This is a genomic window from Actinopolymorpha sp. NPDC004070 (assembly GCF_040610475.1).
In the GTDB taxonomy this organism is placed as follows: Bacteria; Actinomycetota; Actinomycetes; order Propionibacteriales; family Actinopolymorphaceae; genus Actinopolymorpha.
Genome location: NZ_JBEXMJ010000012.1, coordinates 86,029 through 101,947, shown reverse-complemented (window position 1 = coordinate 101,947; position 15,919 = coordinate 86,029). Strand labels below are relative to the sequence as shown.

At 69.7% G+C, this 15,919-nt stretch carries 22 protein-coding genes; 10 read left to right on the top strand and 12 right to left on the bottom strand.

Annotation, left to right across the window (positions count from 1 at the left end; translation table 11 throughout):
• Positions 1-60: 60 nt before the first annotated feature.
• The gene (locus ABZV93_RS21890) at positions 61-639 is read right to left on the bottom strand and encodes a dihydrofolate reductase family protein (protein ID WP_354939057.1); all 579 of its coding nucleotides are present in this window, start codon (positions 637-639) and stop codon (positions 61-63) included.
• A 174-nt stretch (positions 640-813) separates the two neighbouring features.
• Between ABZV93_RS21890 and ABZV93_RS21885 the strand changes: the two genes are divergently transcribed.
• Together ABZV93_RS21885 and ABZV93_RS21880 are read left to right on the top strand one after the other, a co-directional pair.
• Positions 814-1,773 carry a GNAT family N-acetyltransferase gene (locus tag ABZV93_RS21885; RefSeq protein WP_354939055.1) on the top strand — a complete coding sequence of 320 codons (960 nt, stop codon included), beginning with the start codon at positions 814-816 and terminating at the stop codon, positions 1,771-1,773.
• A gap of 18 nt (positions 1,774-1,791) precedes the next feature.
• Positions 1,792-2,166 carry a VOC family protein gene (locus ABZV93_RS21880; RefSeq protein WP_354939053.1) on the top strand — a complete coding sequence of 125 codons (375 nt, stop codon included), beginning with the start codon at positions 1,792-1,794 and terminating at the stop codon, positions 2,164-2,166.
• 40 nt (positions 2,167-2,206) lie between these two features.
• Here the strand turns inward: ABZV93_RS21880 and ABZV93_RS21875 are convergent, their stop codons facing one another.
• From ABZV93_RS21875 to ABZV93_RS21855, 5 genes are all read right to left on the bottom strand, one after another.
• Complete coding sequence (locus tag ABZV93_RS21875) at positions 2,207-3,061, bottom strand: alpha/beta hydrolase (RefSeq protein WP_354939051.1); 855 nt, start codon at positions 3,059-3,061, stop codon at positions 2,207-2,209.
• A 21-nt stretch (positions 3,062-3,082) separates the two neighbouring features.
• Positions 3,083-3,679: a hypothetical protein gene (locus tag ABZV93_RS21870; RefSeq protein ID WP_354939049.1), complete on the bottom strand. Its 597-nt coding sequence runs from the start codon at positions 3,677-3,679 to the stop codon at positions 3,083-3,085.
• 75 nt (positions 3,680-3,754) lie between these two features.
• Complete coding sequence (locus tag ABZV93_RS21865) at positions 3,755-4,450, bottom strand: alpha/beta hydrolase (RefSeq protein ID WP_354939047.1); 696 nt, start codon at positions 4,448-4,450, stop codon at positions 3,755-3,757.
• The gene (locus ABZV93_RS21860) at positions 4,443-5,051 is read right to left on the bottom strand and encodes a TetR/AcrR family transcriptional regulator (RefSeq protein ID WP_354939045.1); all 609 of its coding nucleotides are present in this window, start codon (positions 5,049-5,051) and stop codon (positions 4,443-4,445) included. The genes ABZV93_RS21865 and ABZV93_RS21860 overlap by 8 nt, the downstream gene beginning before the upstream one ends.
• A gap of 45 nt (positions 5,052-5,096) precedes the next feature.
• The gene (locus tag ABZV93_RS21855) at positions 5,097-5,486 is read right to left on the bottom strand and encodes a hypothetical protein (RefSeq protein WP_354939043.1); all 390 of its coding nucleotides are present in this window, start codon (positions 5,484-5,486) and stop codon (positions 5,097-5,099) included.
• Between the two features lie 96 nt (positions 5,487-5,582).
• On the opposite strand from ABZV93_RS21855, the gene ABZV93_RS21850 reads away from it, so the two are divergent.
• Positions 5,583-6,482 (top strand): aminoglycoside phosphotransferase family protein, encoded by a 900-nt coding sequence (locus ABZV93_RS21850; protein ID WP_354939279.1) that lies wholly within the window; start codon positions 5,583-5,585, stop codon positions 6,480-6,482.
• Positions 6,483-6,909: 427 nt separating this feature from the next.
• The gene (locus ABZV93_RS21845) at positions 6,910-8,295 is read left to right on the top strand and encodes an LCP family protein (RefSeq protein ID WP_354939041.1); all 1,386 of its coding nucleotides are present in this window, start codon (positions 6,910-6,912) and stop codon (positions 8,293-8,295) included.
• A 32-nt stretch (positions 8,296-8,327) separates the two neighbouring features.
• On the opposite strand, the gene ABZV93_RS21840 is transcribed toward ABZV93_RS21845, so the two are convergent.
• A complete protein-coding gene (locus ABZV93_RS21840; RefSeq protein ID WP_354939039.1) occupies positions 8,328-8,675 on the bottom strand; it encodes a DoxX family protein in 348 nt (115 codons plus the stop codon).
• Positions 8,676-8,820: 145 nt separating this feature from the next.
• Between ABZV93_RS21840 and ABZV93_RS21835 the strand changes: the two genes are divergently transcribed.
• Positions 8,821-10,854, top strand: a complete 2,034-nt coding sequence (locus tag ABZV93_RS21835) for a beta-L-arabinofuranosidase domain-containing protein (protein WP_354939037.1) — start codon at positions 8,821-8,823, stop codon at positions 10,852-10,854.
• A gap of 11 nt (positions 10,855-10,865) precedes the next feature.
• On the opposite strand, the gene ABZV93_RS21830 is transcribed toward ABZV93_RS21835, so the two are convergent.
• Entirely contained in the window at positions 10,866-11,456 is a 591-nt protein-coding gene (locus tag ABZV93_RS21830; protein WP_354939035.1) for a GNAT family N-acetyltransferase, read from the bottom strand.
• 115 nt (positions 11,457-11,571) lie between these two features.
• Between ABZV93_RS21830 and ABZV93_RS21825 the strand changes: the two genes are divergently transcribed.
• Positions 11,572-11,964, top strand: a complete 393-nt coding sequence (locus ABZV93_RS21825) for a VOC family protein (RefSeq protein ID WP_354939033.1) — start codon at positions 11,572-11,574, stop codon at positions 11,962-11,964.
• On the opposite strand, the gene ABZV93_RS21820 is transcribed toward ABZV93_RS21825, so the two are convergent.
• Positions 11,955-12,197, bottom strand: a complete 243-nt coding sequence (locus tag ABZV93_RS21820) for a hypothetical protein (protein WP_354939031.1) — start codon at positions 12,195-12,197, stop codon at positions 11,955-11,957. The two genes, ABZV93_RS21825 and ABZV93_RS21820, sit on opposite strands and share 10 nt — an antisense overlap.
• Before the next feature lie 62 nt (positions 12,198-12,259).
• Between ABZV93_RS21820 and ABZV93_RS21815 the strand changes: the two genes are divergently transcribed.
• From ABZV93_RS21815 to ABZV93_RS21805, 3 genes are read left to right on the top strand one after another with little or no spacing between them, the layout of a single operon-like run.
• A complete protein-coding gene (locus ABZV93_RS21815; RefSeq protein WP_354939029.1) occupies positions 12,260-12,745 on the top strand; it encodes a MarR family winged helix-turn-helix transcriptional regulator in 486 nt (161 codons plus the stop codon).
• Entirely contained in the window at positions 12,742-13,380 is a 639-nt protein-coding gene (locus tag ABZV93_RS21810; protein WP_354939027.1) for a class I SAM-dependent methyltransferase, read from the top strand. The genes ABZV93_RS21815 and ABZV93_RS21810 overlap by 4 nt, the downstream gene beginning before the upstream one ends.
• A 52-nt stretch (positions 13,381-13,432) precedes the next feature.
• On the top strand, positions 13,433-14,383 hold the full coding sequence (locus ABZV93_RS21805; RefSeq protein WP_354939025.1) for an aminoglycoside phosphotransferase family protein: 951 nt from the start codon (positions 13,433-13,435) through the stop codon (positions 14,381-14,383).
• Here ABZV93_RS21805 and ABZV93_RS21800 read toward each other — a convergent pair.
• The 3 genes from ABZV93_RS21800 to ABZV93_RS21790 are packed head-to-tail and all read right to left on the bottom strand — an operon-like array spanning position 14,364 to position 15,316.
• A complete protein-coding gene (locus ABZV93_RS21800) occupies positions 14,364-14,720 on the bottom strand; it encodes a VOC family protein (RefSeq protein WP_354939023.1) in 357 nt (118 codons plus the stop codon). The genes ABZV93_RS21805 and ABZV93_RS21800 overlap by 20 nt on opposite strands.
• A gap of 33 nt (positions 14,721-14,753) precedes the next feature.
• Positions 14,754-15,050: a hypothetical protein gene (locus ABZV93_RS21795; RefSeq protein WP_354939021.1), complete on the bottom strand. Its 297-nt coding sequence runs from the start codon at positions 15,048-15,050 to the stop codon at positions 14,754-14,756.
• A complete protein-coding gene (locus ABZV93_RS21790) occupies positions 15,047-15,316 on the bottom strand; it encodes a tyrosine-protein phosphatase (RefSeq protein WP_354939020.1) in 270 nt (89 codons plus the stop codon). The genes ABZV93_RS21795 and ABZV93_RS21790 overlap by 4 nt, the downstream gene beginning before the upstream one ends.
• On the opposite strand from ABZV93_RS21790, the gene ABZV93_RS21785 reads away from it, so the two are divergent.
• Positions 15,315-15,908 carry a class I SAM-dependent methyltransferase gene (locus tag ABZV93_RS21785; RefSeq protein ID WP_354939018.1) on the top strand — a complete coding sequence of 198 codons (594 nt, stop codon included), beginning with the start codon at positions 15,315-15,317 and terminating at the stop codon, positions 15,906-15,908. The two genes, ABZV93_RS21790 and ABZV93_RS21785, sit on opposite strands and share 2 nt — an antisense overlap.
• Positions 15,909-15,919: the final 11 nt, after the last annotated feature.

Below are 15,919 nucleotides of genomic sequence, written 5' to 3'. Positions count from 1 at the left end.
GATCCGTCGTCGCCGGTGGCCGAGACGCGACGTGTGACGCATCCTGGCCCGACGCTCGATCTAGCGTAGGACGCGGAAGCGCAGGTGCGTCGCGTCTGCGCCTTCCAGCTGCCGGACGAGCTGGAGTTCGACGCTGCCGTCCATCGGCCCGAACAGCCGGCGGCCCGCGCCCAGCAGGACCGGAACGAGGTGGATCTCCAGTTCGTCGAGCTGACCGGCCCGCAACAACGCCTGCGCCGCACCGGCACCGTGCACCATGACCGCGCGGTCGCCCGCGGAGGCACGGGCCTCGGTGGCGCAGGCAACGACGTCGGTGTGGAACTTCACCGTGCCCGGTGGTTCGTCCCCCTCGTCGACGTGATGGGTGAGCACGTGGATGGGAACGCCGTCGTGATGGTCGCCGTTCCAGCGACCAGCGAGCTCGAACGTACGCCGCCCGGAGATCAACGCCCCGGTCGCGAGCGCCTCGTCGTAGATCTGTCCGTTCACGCCGGGGGACATCCGGTCGTCCAGCCAGTTGAACAACCGTCCGCCGCCGCGGCCGAGTTCCTGGCCGGGCCGGTCGTCGACACCGGCGACGAAGCCGTCCAGGGACATCGACATGTAGAGCCGGATCGGTGCGGTCGTGGGTTTCGTCATCGGTGCCGCTCCTTACAGCTCCACGGGAACAAGATCGACTGCCCGTCGGTCGACGACCGTCTCGTGCCTTCGACCGCCCGCGCCGCCCGAACTCATCGCTTCGGACCGTTCCGGTGCGCGATACTCGACGCCACGCGGGATGCGGCCGGAGCGGCGACCGGAGAGGCAGCGGAGATGGATCTTGAGGTCAGCGGCGAGATCTGGGAGTGGCGCGGCCCGGCGCCGTACTACTTCGTCACCGTGCCGAAGGAGGAAAGCCTCTCCTTGCACGGGTCCTCACCGGACGCGAGCTACGGATGGGGGATGCTCCCGGTCCGGGCGCGCATCGACTCCACCGAGTGGTCGACGTCGCTGTGGCCCAAGGACGGCGGCTACGTCCTCCCGCTCAAGGACGCCGTACGCAAGCCGCTGGGGCTCGGCATCGGTGACGCGGTGACGGTCCGGCTCACCACCGTCGATCAGCCGACCGGCCGACGGCAGCGCAGGACGGAAGCGCCACGCAGGCCGGCCGCACCCTCCGCCCGTCCGGGTGGCCCCAGGGGACCGCGGGTCACCGACGACCAACTCACGATCGTCCCGGCGAACGAGGCGTCCTGGCAGGACCTGGAAGCGATCTTCGGATCGAGCGGAGATCCGTCCAGGTGCTGGTGCCAGCGGTACAAGATGCTGCCCAAGGAGACGTGGGCAAACCTCGGACCAGAGCGCCTCGCCGCGCGCCTTCGCGAGCAGACCGCCGGCGGTCACCCGAACGCTCCGGCCACGAGTGGGCTGGTCGCCTACCTCGACGGCGAACCCGTGGGCTGGTGCGCTGTCGATCCGCGCTCTGCCAACCCACGCTTGCTCCGCAACGTTCCGATCCCCTGGGTTGGCCGGACCGAGGACAAGAACGACGACAGCGTCTGGGCGGTGACCTGTCTCCTCACCCGGGCAGGCTTCCGCCGCCGCGGAATCAGCCTGGCACTCGCCGGCGCTGCCGTCGACTTCGCCCGCCGCCGCGGCGCCCGCGCGCTGGAGGCCTATCCTCACCTCACCGAGCCCAGCCATCTCGGCACCCGGGCAACCTTTGCGGCCGCCGGAATGGCCGAGGTGAGCAGGCCCACCAAGAACCGCGCCGTCATGCGCATCGACTTCTGACGGGTGCATACTGCGCCGATGATCGGACGATTCGAGAAGACGGTCATCGACTGCCCCGACCCGCGCGCTCTCGCGGACTTCTACTGCCGGATCCTCGGGATGCGGGTGAACGAGGACAGCGAGGACTGGGTCGTGATCGGTTCGGAGCCCGGCATGCGACAGGTGGCGTTCCAGCGAGCCGAGCAGTGGGTTCCGCCGCGCTGGCCGGATCCGGACCATCCGCAGCAGATGCACCTCGACGTCCGGGTGAGCGACGCCGACGTGGCCGAGCAGCAACTCCTCGCGCTCGGTGCCCGGCGCGTGCCGGCGAAGCGCGAGTCGGGGTTCCGGGTCTTCGTCGACCCGGTGGGTCATCCGTTCTGCATCGTCTTCGGCGGCTCGAACCCCGGTTGACGGTACGCCGTGGTCCGCGTCGGAAAACGCCCGGCAGACCTTAGTCCTCGGAGAGTCCGCCGGTACGGATGAAGCTCAGGATGTCGGCGTTGACCGCGTCCGCGTGGGTGACGTAGAGCCCGTGGCCGGCCGTGGGGTACTCGCGGTAGACGCTGTTGGGAACGATCGCGGCAGTGCGCCGCCCGGTGAAGTGCACCGGCGCCGACGCGTCGGCCGCGCCGTGCAGGACGAGCACCGGGATGTCCAGCTTGGCGAGCTCGTCCTCGTGAGCGGCCTCCAGGTTGGCCTGCTGCACCCACAGGGATGCCATCGGCGCGGTGTTCATGATCTGCCGGATCGTGTCCTCGATCATCCCGGGCATGACCGTGTTGCCGAACTGCGTGGCGAAGTAGGCCTGGCTGCCGTTGTAGAGCCACCGCGGCCGGTCCGCGCGCAGGCCCGCCATGGTGGCGTCGATCGCCTCCTGCGGCAGTCCTTCCGGGTTCGCCTCGCTGCGGCGCATCGACGGCAGGCACGCCGCCAGAAACACCGTCCGGCTGACCCGCTCCGTGCCGTACGCACCGAGGTAGTGCGCCACCTCGACTCCGCCGAAGGAGTGCGCGACCAGCGTCACCTCGCGCAGATCGAGATGCTCCAGCAGGGCGGCGATGTCGGCGCTGAGCGTGTCCAGGTCGTACCCCGTCGAAGGCCGATCGGACCGGGCGTGCCCGCGACGGTCGAGCAGGACACATCGGTAGCCCTCCTCGACGAAGTGGGGCAGTTGGTACTCCCACATGTCCGCCGACAGCGACCAACCGGCGATGAAGAGGATCGGCGAACCTGATCCGTAGTCCTCGTACGCGAGGCGGGTTCCGTCGGTGGTGGAGAAGTGGGGCACGGCGAGGTCTCCCGTCAAGACGTGGTTGTCACGTGGTGATCAGTCATGGTACCTGCGGCGGTAGTAGGCCCAGGTGAGAGCGAACAGCAGCGGCCCCCACAGCAGGAGGGGCAGGTAGCACGCGATGAGTAGAGCTTCCCACCAGCCGTTGACGAACGCGAAACCCTTTCCAGGCGGGCCGAACACCGTGAGAACGAAGAAGTTCACGGTGGCGAAGGTCCAGATCGCCGTCAGTGCGACCGCACCCGTGGCCGCCAGAACCGTGGCCCCCAAGGGCGGGACGCGACGGCCACCGATCAACGGCATCCATCGCGGGAACACCTCGCCCCACGGCCGGACCAGCCCCAGCGACAACAGGCCGACTCCCTCCGACAGCGCCGTGAGCCCGAGGATGGCGACCGCCTGCCAGCCGGGCACGAATCCCAGGGAGGCGTCGACGCCGGCGGCGTTGCTGATGCCCATCGAGAGCCCGAGGGCCACGGCCACGCGCCACAGCCCGGACGGGAGGAGGATCACCGTGATCAGGTGCGCCGTACGCACAGCCCATCGCGGAGGTCGCCGCCCGTCCCTCGGGCCGAGGACTCCCGGCCGCGGCTCGAAGGTCCCGTTCCGGGCCACACACGTCGCGGTACGCATGGCTCCCATCCTGCGTGGAGAGGCCGGTCACGCCGTCGCCCGGTCGCAGGAGTTCCCTCCCCCGGGCGAGGGACCTCACCGAACTCCTACGCCGGCCAGGAAGCGGCGTACCACTGCGAGGAACTCCTCCGGCGCCTCCTTGTGCACCCCGTGGCCGACGGCGACCGTCACGAACTCACCGGCCGGCAGCCGTGCCGCCATCGCCTCGATCTCCTCCTGGGAGAACGGGCTCGTGGGTCCTCCGGCGACCACCAGCGCGGGCGCACCGATCTCGGCGAGCCGCTCCCACCAGCGCGGGTCCGGACGGTTGACCTGTCCGACGATGGCGGGGCGTACCGGCCAGTCGAACCCGAGCGGCCCGTCCGGCCGCCGCGGTTCGGGACGACGCTGCGGCAGCGGTGGCGGCGTCTCCACCAGGACGAGAGCGCTCACCCGGTCCGGGTGGTCCTGGGCCAGCAGGTAGCAGACGACTCCACCCATCGAGTGACCGACGAGCACCGCCCGGTCCAGGTCGAGTGCGTCCAGGAAGCCGAGCACGTCGGCTGCCATCAGCTCGAACGAGTAACGGCCCGGCCAGTCGCTGCGGCCGAACCCACGAAGGTCGGGTACGTACACCCGCCAGTCCGCGGCGAGGCCCGGCACCACCGGGTCCCAGCTGGACCCGTCGGACCCGACGCCGTGCAACAAGACCAGTGGCGGGGACTCCGGGTCGCCGCTGACACGGTAGGCGAGACGCACCTCGCCGACGTCCACAGTCGAAAGCTCAGGCACGGATGGCCGCCAGGATGATGTCGGTCAGGTGGTCGGCGTACTGATCCGGATCCGCCTTCGGGTCGGCCGCGAGCTGGCCGAGCATCGCGTCGACCGCGCTCTGGTAGGTGACGGCCATGACGCGGGTGTCGAACGCACGCAGGTCCCCCTCGCGTTGTCCCCGCCGGAACAGCTGTTCCTGCCCCTGGTAGGTCTCCTCGTACGCGTCGATGCCGATGCGGGGCGTCCCGTCGGGGTCGCGGAGGTTGAGCACGATCTGCTCGATGGCATCGAGTTGGGGCGCGTGGGTGGCACGCAGATGCGCGACGCGGCGGATCGCGGCCCGAAGGATCTCGGGTACCGGGTCGGACAGGTCGAGGCCGTCGACGACGGTCCTCCGCAACTCCACCAGAGTGGCGCGTGCGGTGTGCTCCATCAGGGTGTCCCGGTCGGTGAAGTAGTGCGAGACCAGGCCCTTGGAGACTCCCGCCTGCTCGGCGATCGCCGAGAGCGAGGCATTGCCGTAGCCGCGTTCGGCGACCACCTTCACGGTGGCCTGGACGATCTGGCCCCGCCTGGTGTCCTCACTCAGTCGCCGGCGCGGGCCGCGGGTGGACGTCACGGGGTCCACCCTGGGCCAGACTGCGCCGGCGAGCAAGTCACCCGCTCAGCGCTTACGTGCATGGCGGGCCAGGGCGACGAAGACGGTCAGCATCACCGCGGCGATGACCACCATCTCGACCCGCATCCAGCCGGGGAAGACGGGCAGACATGCCTCGACGAGGTTCGCCGCGAGCAGCACACCGGCGATGATCCGGACCGCGCGGAAGGCGCGGTCACTGCCCCGGCGCGCGGCGCGCCACCGCAGCAGCAGCACCACGGCGAAGACCGCCACGATCACCGCGTGGCTCCAGGCTTCCTGCGTCGCCCGCGCCGGCGCCGCCTCGGAGAGGACAACGAGCGCCGCGACCGTGCTCAGTGCGAGCACGGCGTAGATCCCGATCAGTGCGGACGCCACCGCGGGCTGGGCGCGTCCGGCCGGCACCCTATTGACCATGCGGCCAACAGTATTGGCCGTTTGGTCAATACGCAACCGGTGCCGTAAACGAGCTTGCGGCCGTACGGCGGCGAACGGCATCCTCCACGCGTGCAGATGCATACCGACCAGCTCACCATCTCGCCGCACGTCGTCTCCGAACTCGTTCGCAGCCAGTTCCCGCAGTGGGGGGACCTGCCCATCCGGCAGCTCGCCTCGACAGGTACCGTCAACGCCATCTTTCGCCTCGGCGAACGGTTGACCGCGCGGTTTCCGTTGCAGCCGAAGGAAACCGAGGAGGCGCGGCGCTGGTTGGAGAGCGAGGCCGACGCGGCCCGCGAACTACTGGGACGGACCCGCTTCCCCACCCCCGAGCCGCTCGGCCTCGGTGAACCAGGTTTCGGCTATCCGATGCCGTGGGCGGTCCAGACCTGGGTTCCCGGAGTCATCGCCACCGAGGCCGACCCTTCGGCGTCGGAGCCCTTCGCCCACGACCTGGTCGAGTTCATCCGCGATGTACGCACGATCGACGTACGCGGTCGCACGTTCGGCGGCTCCGGACGCGGCGGCACGATTTCCGACCACGAGGAGTGGATCGAGACCTGCTTCCGGGAGAGCGAGCACCTGCTCGACGTCCCACGGCTTCGCCGGTTGTGGGCCGAATGGCGGGACCTGCCCCGCGGCGACGTCCCGGACGTGATCAGCCACGGCGACCTCATTCCCGGCAACGTCCTCGTCGCGGACGGCAGGCTCGCCGGCGTCCTCGACGTGGGCGGTCTGGGCCCCGCCGACCCGGCCCTGGAACTGGTCGGCGCCTGGCACCTGCTCGAGGCCGGTCCGCGGGAGGTTCTGCGTCGCGAACTCGGCTGCGACGACCTGGAGTGGGAACGCGGCAAGGCGTGGGCGTTCGAGCAGGCGATGGGTGCCGGGTGGTACTACCAGCACACCAATCCGGCGATGAGCACCATGGCTCTACGCACCCTGGCCCGTCTGCTCGACGACGCGCCCACGCCCTGACCCGTCACGGTTGTGGGATCGTTCCCAGAACCTCCCGGTCGTAGTGGCCGGCGATCTCGTCACTGGTCGTCGGCGAGGAAATTGCCCTTCGTTTGCCGGCTCTTTGTGAAGTTCACAGGTGCTGTCGCCCACGACGCACAGGAGACCCACAACATCGCCACATAGATTGCCACGGCGCGCACCCGGCGCGATCACGTCGGGTGCCCTCGACCCGTTGCCGGGACGAAGGCGGCACGCAGAAAGCTTGTAGGCTGCGCGCCTTCCCGGCATCCCCCCGAGCGGGCGACCTGTCGGGCGGCCGGGAAGCAGGAGGCGTAGGCGAAAGGACCAGGGCATGAGTGATGGCGCGCAGGGAGATCACTCGTTCCGTCCACAACCTCCATATCGTTCACACCGACGAAGCCGGGCCCTACGTCTGACCGCGTTGGTGCTCGCGGCCGTACTGGTGATCATCGCCGTGGTCACCGGATTCGCCCTGTCGCGGTTGAGCGGGAACGTCAGCACCTTCGATGCCAGCGGCATCGCCACCCACCGACCGCCACCACTGAAGGCGAACACCGCCGGCGGCACACCGGAGAACGTGCTGGTGCTCGGGTCCGACTCGCGCACAGGCGTCCGAAACCGCACCCTCGGCGGCGGAGGTGCCGCGATCGGGCGCTCGGACACGGCCGTTCTGGTGCACGTGTACGCCGATCACCGGCACGCGGTGGCGGTGTCGATTCCGCGGGACACCCTCGTCGACATTCCACGATGCCGCCTACCCGACGGCACGTGGTCCGCACCGCAGTCCCGGACGATGTTCAACGCCGCGTTCACGATGGGGCTCACTGCCGCCGGCAACCCGGCGTGCACCCAGAACACCGTCGAGAAGCTGATCGGGATGCGTGTCGACCACACGATCGTCGTCAACTTCGAAGGGTTCGCCGCCCTCACCAAGGCGGTCGGCGGGGTACGCGTCTGCGTCCCCAACAAGGTGTACGCAGGCGACCTGAACCCGAACCTCGGTCGTCGCGGCAACCTGGTTCTCGGCAGGGGCATGCAGACCGTCTCGGGACGTACGGCACTGGACTACGTGCGGGTCCGCCATGGCATCGGCGACGGATCCGACATCGGCCGGATCAAACGCCAGCAGGCGTTTCTGTCCAGCCTTGCCGCGAAGATCCACGCGACCGGGTTCGACCCCACCAGGCTGGCACCGCTGGCGGATGCGGCCACCAAGGCCCTCACCGTCGATCCCGGTCTGGGGTCGGCGACGAAGCTGCTCGGCTTCGCCATGTCGATGCGCAACCTCGGCTTGCACGACATCAGGTTCGTCACGGTGCCGTGGCGGTTCGAAGGTTCCCACCTTCGGCTGGTCTATCCGGACGCCGAGGATCTGTGGTTCGCGCTGCGGGCCGACCAACCTGTGGGTGCCGGCAGCGCCCACCGCACCACGAACACCGGGCACGGCATCGCGATCTCCGTCTTCAACGGCACCAGGACTTCAGGCCTCGCCGCCGGTGCGGCCGGTCGGCTCCGAGCGGCCGGCTTCAGGGTCACCCGGACCACCAACGCGCGGTCACAGGACCACGGCACCACCCTGATCGAGTACGGCCCGGGACGGAGGGCCGACGCGAGTGCACTCGCCGCGGTCGTCCCCCACGCCCCACTGCAGCCGATCACCGGGAAGGGAGTCGACCTCGTACTCGGCACCGACTACCGGCCGGCATCCACGAAGGCGGCCGGCGTGCGCTCCGCCCACCGGTCGCTACCGGCGACCCAGACCCGCACGGCCGCGGACAACCCGTGCTCCGACCTGACCTACGGCTCGTAGGCGGCGACCCGAGCAGGGCGTTCACGGGCCGCTCAGCTCCCCGGGCCCAGTGCCAGCACGGCCACGACCGGGGCGAGATACAGCAACGGGAACGGGACGTGCGCGTACGAGCGGGCCCGCAGGACCGTGATCACCGCCCCGGTGAAGTAGAGAACCAGGCCCACGGCCGCCGCCACACCGACGAACGGAACGAACAGCCCGACCACGAGCCCGACGGATCCCGCCGCCTTCGCCGTACCCAGCCACGGCCACCAGGACCGTGGAACGCCGTACTCCGCGAGCGGCCCTACCACCCACTTCGCACGGACGAAGACGGAGAGTGCGGAGAAGCCCACCCAGACGGCTGTCGCGAGGGTGACCACGAGATGCGCCACGGACATGAAAGCCGCTCCTTCCATCGGGTTACCTGCCGACCGGGTTCTGGCCGGTCCTGACCTCGTGGACACCGGTCAGCACCTACCTGTGACGGCACTCTGGGAGACTGGCGGAGATCGCCACCCCCTTGACCACGTTCGGGAGCCTGCGATGGCCGCACTGCCACACGCCCGGTACGAGCCGGTTCGGCTGGCCCAGGTCCGTCCGCGGGGCTGGCTGCTGGAGTTCCTCCGGCGCCAGTGCGCCGGGATCACCGGGCACCCGCAGGCCAGCGGCTATCCGCTGGATCACACGTTCTGGGACGACCCGTCCCGGCTGCCCGACGTGGCCGACCCGGCGATGGCCTGGTGGCCGTACGAACAGACGGCGTACTGGGTGGACGGCGCGCTCAAGGCAGGATTCCTCGCCGGGGACGAGTCGGTACGCAAGCTCGCGGTGGCGCAGGTCGAGGGCGCGATCGCGAACGCGGCACCGGACGGCTTCATCGGCCCGGAGATGTTCCGCGACCGCCACCGGTGGGCGTACCTCGTCTTCTTCCGCGCCGTCCTGACGCAGTACGCCCTCACCGGTGACCGGCGGCTGCTCGACGCACTTGTCCGCCACTACCGCAGTACGCCGCATCCGATGGGCTTCGCGCGCGATGTGTCCGGGGTGGAGATCCTGCTCGCGCTGTACGCCGAGACCGGTGAGCCCGACCTGCTGGAGCAGGCGACCGACCTGTACGCGCGGTTCAACGCCCAGGACAGCGAGCACGGCCGCGACTTCACCCTGACCGGGATGCGTTCGGACCGGCCGGTCACCACGCACGGGGTGAGCTTCAACGAACTCGCCAAGCTCGGCGCGCTGATGTACGCAGCGACCGGTGACCGCGACAACCTGGACGCGACGGTGCACGCGTACGCCAAGGTCGAACGCGATCACCTGCTGGCCGACGGACTTCACTCCGGCGCTGAGGCGATGAGCGGCAACGGACCGCTGGAGTCCCACGAGACCTGCACCATCTCCGACCACACCTGGTCGCTCGGGCACCTGCTGCAGATCACCGGAGACCCGCGCTACGCCGACCGGCTCGAACGCGTTGTCTTCAACGCGCTTCCCGGCGCGGTGACGAAGGACTTCACCGCCTTGCAGTACTTCTCCTGCACCAACCAGGTGGTCGCCACCAACGCCAGCAACCACAACCCGATGTCGCGCGGTGACAACCGGATGTCGTTCCGTCCGGGTCACCCCGTGCAGTGCTGTACCGGCAACGTGCAGCGGGCGCTGCCGAACTACGTCGAGCGTATGTGGATGCGCGGCCCAGGCGACGACGACGAGATCGTGGCCGCGTTGTTCGGCCCGAGCCGGATCGAGGTGTCACTTGCCGGGACCCCGGTGACGATCGAGGCGCAGACGAGGTACCCCTTCGAGCAGGGCGTCACCTTCACGGTGACCCCGCAACGTCCCGCCCGCTTCACCTTCACGGTGCGCATCCCCAAGTGGTGTCAAGAACCGGTTGTCACCGTCGCCGGTGAGCCGGTCGACCAGACTCCCACCCCGGGCACCCTCTGCCGGATCGACCGCGAGTGGCAGCCAGGTGACCGGGTCGAGGTGAAGTTGCCGTTCCCGTTGACGTCGAGGCGCTGGGCAGACGGCGGGATCAGCCTCGAACTCGGCCCGCTGACCCTGAGTCTGCCGGTCTCCACCACCCTCACGGTCGACACCGAGGACGACTGGGAGCAGACGCCGGTGGAGTTCCGGCTGTCCGGACCGCAGCACCGGCTGCCCGAATTCCCCGCGTACAAGCTGGTGCCGGAAAGTGAGTGGGCGTACGCGCTGGCGGTCGACGAGAGGAACCTTGCCGACGCCGCCGAGGTGGTGTGGACGAACACCGACGACAACGACGCGTTCCCGCTGGACGTCGACGCTCCGGCCGTACGGGTCAGCGTGCCGGCCCGCCGCGTCCGTGACTGGGCTCTGGTCGAGACCGAACGGGTGAGCCGCCTGCTGCCGTCGTTCGAGAACGGCCGGTTCCGCATGGTCGAGCGCGAGGTCGAGGGCCGGTTCACCCTGACCCCGCCGCTGCCCGCGCCGGACACCCTTGCCGAGCGCCTGGCGGAGGAGACCGAACGGATCGAGCTCGTGCCGTACGGCAACACTCTCCTGCGGCTCACGGTCTTCCCGGCCGCGGACGCGGGGAGCTGACGCGGGGGACCTCAGCGCGGTAGTTGGGTCATGACCCAGATGGGCAGGGGCGCGTCGACGGTTCGCGTCACCTGCCAGCCGGCGCGGCGGTACAACTCGACGTTGGCGGGGTTGCTGGTCTCCAGCACCGCCGGGAGGCCGTCGGCGGCGGCACGGCGAAGCCCGGCGTTCATGACGGCGTGCCCGAAGCCCCGCCCCGCGCTGTCGGGGTGGGTGCCCAGGACGCCCAGATACCAGAACGGCGAGGTCGGCAGCGCGCCGTGCACGGCCTCGTCGTAGGCGCGGACGCGAGCCCACACCTCGGCGGGCAACCGTGTGTCGAGCCCGTCGCCGGGCGAGGCGGCAGGGTCGGCCGGGCCGGTTGCGGTCGAGGGTGGCTCCCACATCGCGACCGAGGCGCCGTCGGCGACCGTCCAGATCGTCCGGCTGTGAACTCGCCGGTCGAAGAGGTCCCCGAAGAACGCCGCCGCGTAGGCCGGGTAGGTGTCCTCGTCGGGAAAGAGGTACCGCAGGACCGGGTCCTCCGGAAACGCGGCGACCAGCGAACCGAGCACGCGGTCACGGTCGGCCGGGCTGGCGACGGCGATCTCGACTGTTGTCACCCGTCCGACGGTAGCGCCTCCGAACCAGCCGACCCCGCAGGACGGGCTTGACGCCCGGGCTTCCCTCACCGCGACCTCTTGACCGTCCGCGGTCGCGGGTGGTCTGCTTGCCGGCATGCTGCGCGGACGTGCCACGCCCGACCCGTCGGCCGATCCGGCGACGAGGGGTGACTACTGGGGTGTCGTGCTGGGCGCGCCCGATCCCCAGGTGCTGGGCACCTTCTACGCCAACGTGCTGGGCTGGGAGATCAAGGGGGACGAGCCGAACTGGGTGACGCTCTATCCCGGTGAGGGCGTGGCGTATCTCGCCATCCAGCGCGAGCCCGACCATGTGCCACCGGTGTGGCCGAGCGCGCCGGGTCAACAGCAGATGATGTCGCACCTCGACATCGAGGTGCAGGACCTCGAGGCGGCGGTGGAGCACGCGGTCGTCGCGGACTTCCAGCCGCAGGACAACGTTCGCGTGATGCTCGACCCCGCGGGCCACCCGTTCTGCCTCTACTCCTGACCCCGCCCGAGGCGGCCCCGCCGCCGGTGCACGGTCAGCAACGCGAGACCGGCGAGGAACGCGACCACGCCGACGGCGAGCCATACAGGCGATCCGCCAACCAGCGGTTGACAGTCGGCGACACACAGCACGGGTTTGATGCGTACGAGGTCGGCGCCCTGCAGCACCCACAGGGCGCCCAGGGCGACCAGGACCGCACCCACCAGCATCCGCGCGATCTTGCCTACGTTCACGACGGCCTCACGTCCTCACCCTCCGGATGTACTCAGGAAGCCTTAGAAGGTAAGCTTAAGAAATGCCAGCAGAAGACACAACCCCGGCGCCGTCCCTGCCGCAGCTCATCGCCCAGGCGTTCGCGCGGCTCATGGACGACCTGGTCCGGCACCTCGTGGAGTCCGGCTACGACGACCTGCGGCCCACCCACTGCCTGAACGTCTTCCGGTTCATGGACTGCGGTGGCACCCGGCCCACCACGCTGGCCCGGCGCGCCGGGATGACGCCGCAGGCGATGGGCGAACTCGTCAGCTACCTCGAACGCCACGACTATGTGCGCCGGGTGCCCGACCCGACCGACGGCCGGGGGCGCGTCGTCGTCTACGCCGACCGTGGCATGCGGGCCGCCGAGGTCGCGACGAAGTACTTCGCGGACCTGGAGTCCCGCTGGGTCGACGCGCTCGGCGACGACCGGCTCGCGGACGTGAAGTCGGCACTGGCCCGGATCGCCGGCGGATCCTGCGACGGCACGACCGGTGCCGGCACGGCGAAGGCCGCGGCCTCGTGAGCCGTTCCTCCCGCCGGCTCGTCGGCTACTGGGACCGTCGCGCACCCACGTACGACACGAAGACGGCCGGCGTGGAACGCCGTTACCTCGCCGACAGCCGCCGTTGGGTCTGTGGCCGCGCCCGCGGATCCACGCTGGAGATCGCCATAGGTACGGGGGCCAATCTGCGGCACTATCCCCGCAAGGTGGAGTTGACAGCGGTCGACTGGAGCCCGGCCATGCTGGACGCCGCACGACACCGGGCCGACGAGGTTGGGCGCACCGTCGCGTTCCACCGCGCCGACGCGGGCGCACTTCCGTTCCCCACCGAGACGTTCGACACCGTGGTCGCCACGTTCTCCCTGTGCTGCGTACCCGACGAACGCGCCGCCCTCGTCGAGGCGCTGCGGGTGCTTCGACCGGACGGGAATCTCCTGCTGGCCGACCACGTGGTCTCGTCCACCTGGTGGTTCCGTGCGGCGCAACGTACGGTGGAGCTGGCGAGCGTTCCCCTGCAGGGAGAGCACTACACCCGCCGACCTCTCACCACCCTGGCCGAGCTCGGCGTGGACATCGAGGAGTCCGAGCGCCTCACCCTCGGCGCCATCGAACGCGTCCACGCCCGCAGAACGTTCGCCGAACGCCTCCCGAACTGACCGCGCTCCGGCATACTTCCCCTGATCCGGTCGGCCAGAAATGGGGAGCCCCGTGACCGAGGCCACGCACACAGAGGTCGCCGACGGCGCCCGAGCAGGCGACGCCACCCGTCTCGTCCCGGTCGGCCTCGCGGAGAGGATTCGGGCGTACTACCCGGCAGGCGCCGCCTGGCTGGACGAACTCCCCCGGCTGATCGCGACCTGCGCACGCAGGTGGGACCTCACCCTGCTGCCCGCGTTCGAGCCCGGCGGCGACTCCAGCTGGACCGCTCCCGTGCGGCTCGGGGACGGCGAGCTTGGGGTGCTCCAGATCACCGTGCCGATGCCCGTCACCAGTGACCGCGTCACCGCCCTGAAGGCGTGGGCGGGTCGGGGAGCCGTACGCCTGTTCGCCCACGACGAGGCGATCCGGGCCACGTTGATGGAGTGCTGCGTACCCGGCACGCACGCGGAGCATCTCTCGCCGGCCGCAGCGGACGACGTCGCGGCGACGGTGCTGCCGCAACTGTGGGCCGCCGATCTGTCCGGCCTGGTCGAGCCCGACCGGCTGGAGTCCCTGGACACGGCAGCAGCGAAGCGTGCCCGCCTGATGGATGAACGAGCCGAGCAGTTCGGAAACGTCGTGGACACCGGCACCTATCGGGAGGTAGCACGGCTGTTCGGTGCGCTGCCGGCGTCCTCGGATCGGTCCGTCCTGCTGCACGGCGACTTCCACCGGCGCAACGTCGTGTTGTCACAGCGCGGCTGGCTGGCCATCGATCCGCATGGCTTGGTGGGTGATCCGTCGTACGACGCCGCGTTGTTCCTTCAGCACGACATGGACGGCGCTGTTACTTCCGCCCGGGCCGACGCGCTGGCCGACCGGCTGGGCCTCGACCGCGAGCGGACCCGGAGGTGGCTGTTCGCGCTCGGCGTCCAGGCGGCGTCCTGGCACCTGTCGATCGGCGACCGCGCCACTCACGACGCGATCACCGACACCGCGCTCAACCTCTGGACGGCTTGACGAACACGCAGAACTCGTTGCCCTCCGGGTCGGCGAGCACCGCCCACCGGAAGCCGTGTTCGGTCATGTCCGTCGCGACCGTACTGGCGCCCAGGCCAACGATGCGGTCGACCTCCGGTTCCAGGTCCTGCACACCGAGGTCGAGGTGCATCCGGTTCTTGGTGCTCTTGGGCTCCGGCACCGCCTGGAGGAGGAGGGTCGGGCCTTCTTCGGACACCAGGCTCAGGTACGGCGGAGCATCGAATGCACGCCGGTACGCCAGCGGGGAAAGGGCCGCCTCCCAGAAACCGGCCATCGCTTCGGTGTCGAGGCAGTCGAGCGTCACAACGAATTCCACCGGCGCAACGCTAGCCGCCGACTTCGTTTGCAGCTAACAGTTTTCGAGGCATCCCGCGATCTCCGCAGCTACGTCGACGGGTGTCTTGTGGTTGGTGTCCACGACACTTGCCGAGTCGCGCAGCCACGGCAACGCGGCCTGGTAGTCCGCCAACCGCTGCAGCCGCCACTCCTTTGCCTGCCGGAGTTCGGTGTCGTTCTCGATGCGCCGTACGAACTCGTCGGGTACGGCGTCCAGCACGAAGTGCCTGACCTCGACGCCCTCCGCGCCCAGCGCATCGAAGATAGTCGTCTTGCCCGCGCCAAAGGGCCCGTTCAGCCAAACGATCATCCGCACAGTGTCCACCAAGCCCGCCCCGTATGGTCGACACCGGACAGGCAGTGCACCACGACGGCGCCCTCGGCCGAGCTTGCCACCGCGCCCACGGCGATGGCGATCTGATTTCCGTTGCGGTCGAGGCTTCCCCGGTAGAGGTCCGCCCGCGTGTGCTCGGCAGTTCGGTCGCGCTCACCGTCGAGGCGTTCGTCGATGAACGGTAGGCTCAGCCCGCACGGTGGAGGCGACGTGGGGGTGGGCCCTGGCAGGATGCGCTCCATGACCGCCGACATGCGTGAGTACTGGAACGCGTTCGCTCCGAGGTTCGACGAGGAGCCCGACCACGGTCTTCGCGACCCTCTCGTACGCCGCGCCTGGCAGGATCTTCTCCTTGACGCCCTACCGCCGAGCCCCGCGGACGTGCTTGACCTCGGTTGTGGGACCGGTAGCTTGTCGGTGCTCCTCGCCGAGGCCGGTTATCGCGTTTCCGGTGTCGATCTTGCCGAGCAGATGGTGGAGGCGGCCAGAGCCAAGGCTTCCGCGGCCGGCGTCGACGTCAGGTTCGACCAGGGTGACGCGGCTCGACCACCTCACCAGCCGCACTCTTTCGACGTCGTCCTCACGCGGCACGTGCTGTGGGCACTCCCCGACCCTGCCACCGCGCTCGCACGCTGGGTCGAACTACTCCGCCCAGGTGGCCGGCTCGTACTGGTCGAGGGCAGGTGGGAGACCGGCGGTGGCATCACGGCAGAAGAGTGCGAGACGTTGCTGCGCACGCAATGTCAGTCGGTCCACGTCCAGCGGCTCGACGATCCGGTGTTCTGGGGACGCGAGATCTCCGACGAGCGATATCTGGCGCTCGGCCGTCCGTGACAGGGGACCTT

Coding starts and splice junctions, on each gene's coding strand:
- ABZV93_RS21890 (WP_354939057.1), bottom strand. CDS start 639: ATGACGAAACCCACGACCGCACCGATCCGGCTCTACATGTCGATGTCC.
- ABZV93_RS21885 (WP_354939055.1), top strand. CDS start 814: ATGGATCTTGAGGTCAGCGGCGAGATCTGGGAGTGGCGCGGCCCGGCG.
- ABZV93_RS21880 (WP_354939053.1), top strand. CDS start 1,792: ATGATCGGACGATTCGAGAAGACGGTCATCGACTGCCCCGACCCGCGC.
- ABZV93_RS21870 (WP_354939049.1), bottom strand. CDS start 3,679: ATGCGTACCGCGACGTGTGTGGCCCGGAACGGGACCTTCGAGCCGCGG.
- ABZV93_RS21855 (WP_354939043.1), bottom strand. CDS start 5,486: ATGGTCAATAGGGTGCCGGCCGGACGCGCCCAGCCCGCGGTGGCGTCC.
- ABZV93_RS21850 (WP_354939279.1), top strand. CDS start 5,583: ATGCATACCGACCAGCTCACCATCTCGCCGCACGTCGTCTCCGAACTC.
- ABZV93_RS21840 (WP_354939039.1), bottom strand. CDS start 8,675: ATGTCCGTGGCGCATCTCGTGGTCACCCTCGCGACAGCCGTCTGGGTG.
- ABZV93_RS21835 (WP_354939037.1), top strand. CDS start 8,821: ATGGCCGCACTGCCACACGCCCGGTACGAGCCGGTTCGGCTGGCCCAG.
- ABZV93_RS21825 (WP_354939033.1), top strand. CDS start 11,572: ATGCTGCGCGGACGTGCCACGCCCGACCCGTCGGCCGATCCGGCGACG.
- ABZV93_RS21815 (WP_354939029.1), top strand. CDS start 12,260: ATGCCAGCAGAAGACACAACCCCGGCGCCGTCCCTGCCGCAGCTCATC.
- ABZV93_RS21795 (WP_354939021.1), bottom strand. CDS start 15,050: ATGATCGTTTGGCTGAACGGGCCCTTTGGCGCGGGCAAGACGACTATC.
- ABZV93_RS21785 (WP_354939018.1), top strand. CDS start 15,315: ATGACCGCCGACATGCGTGAGTACTGGAACGCGTTCGCTCCGAGGTTC.
- ABZV93_RS21790 (WP_354939020.1), bottom strand. CDS start 15,316: ATGGAGCGCATCCTGCCAGGGCCCACCCCCACGTCGCCTCCACCGTGC.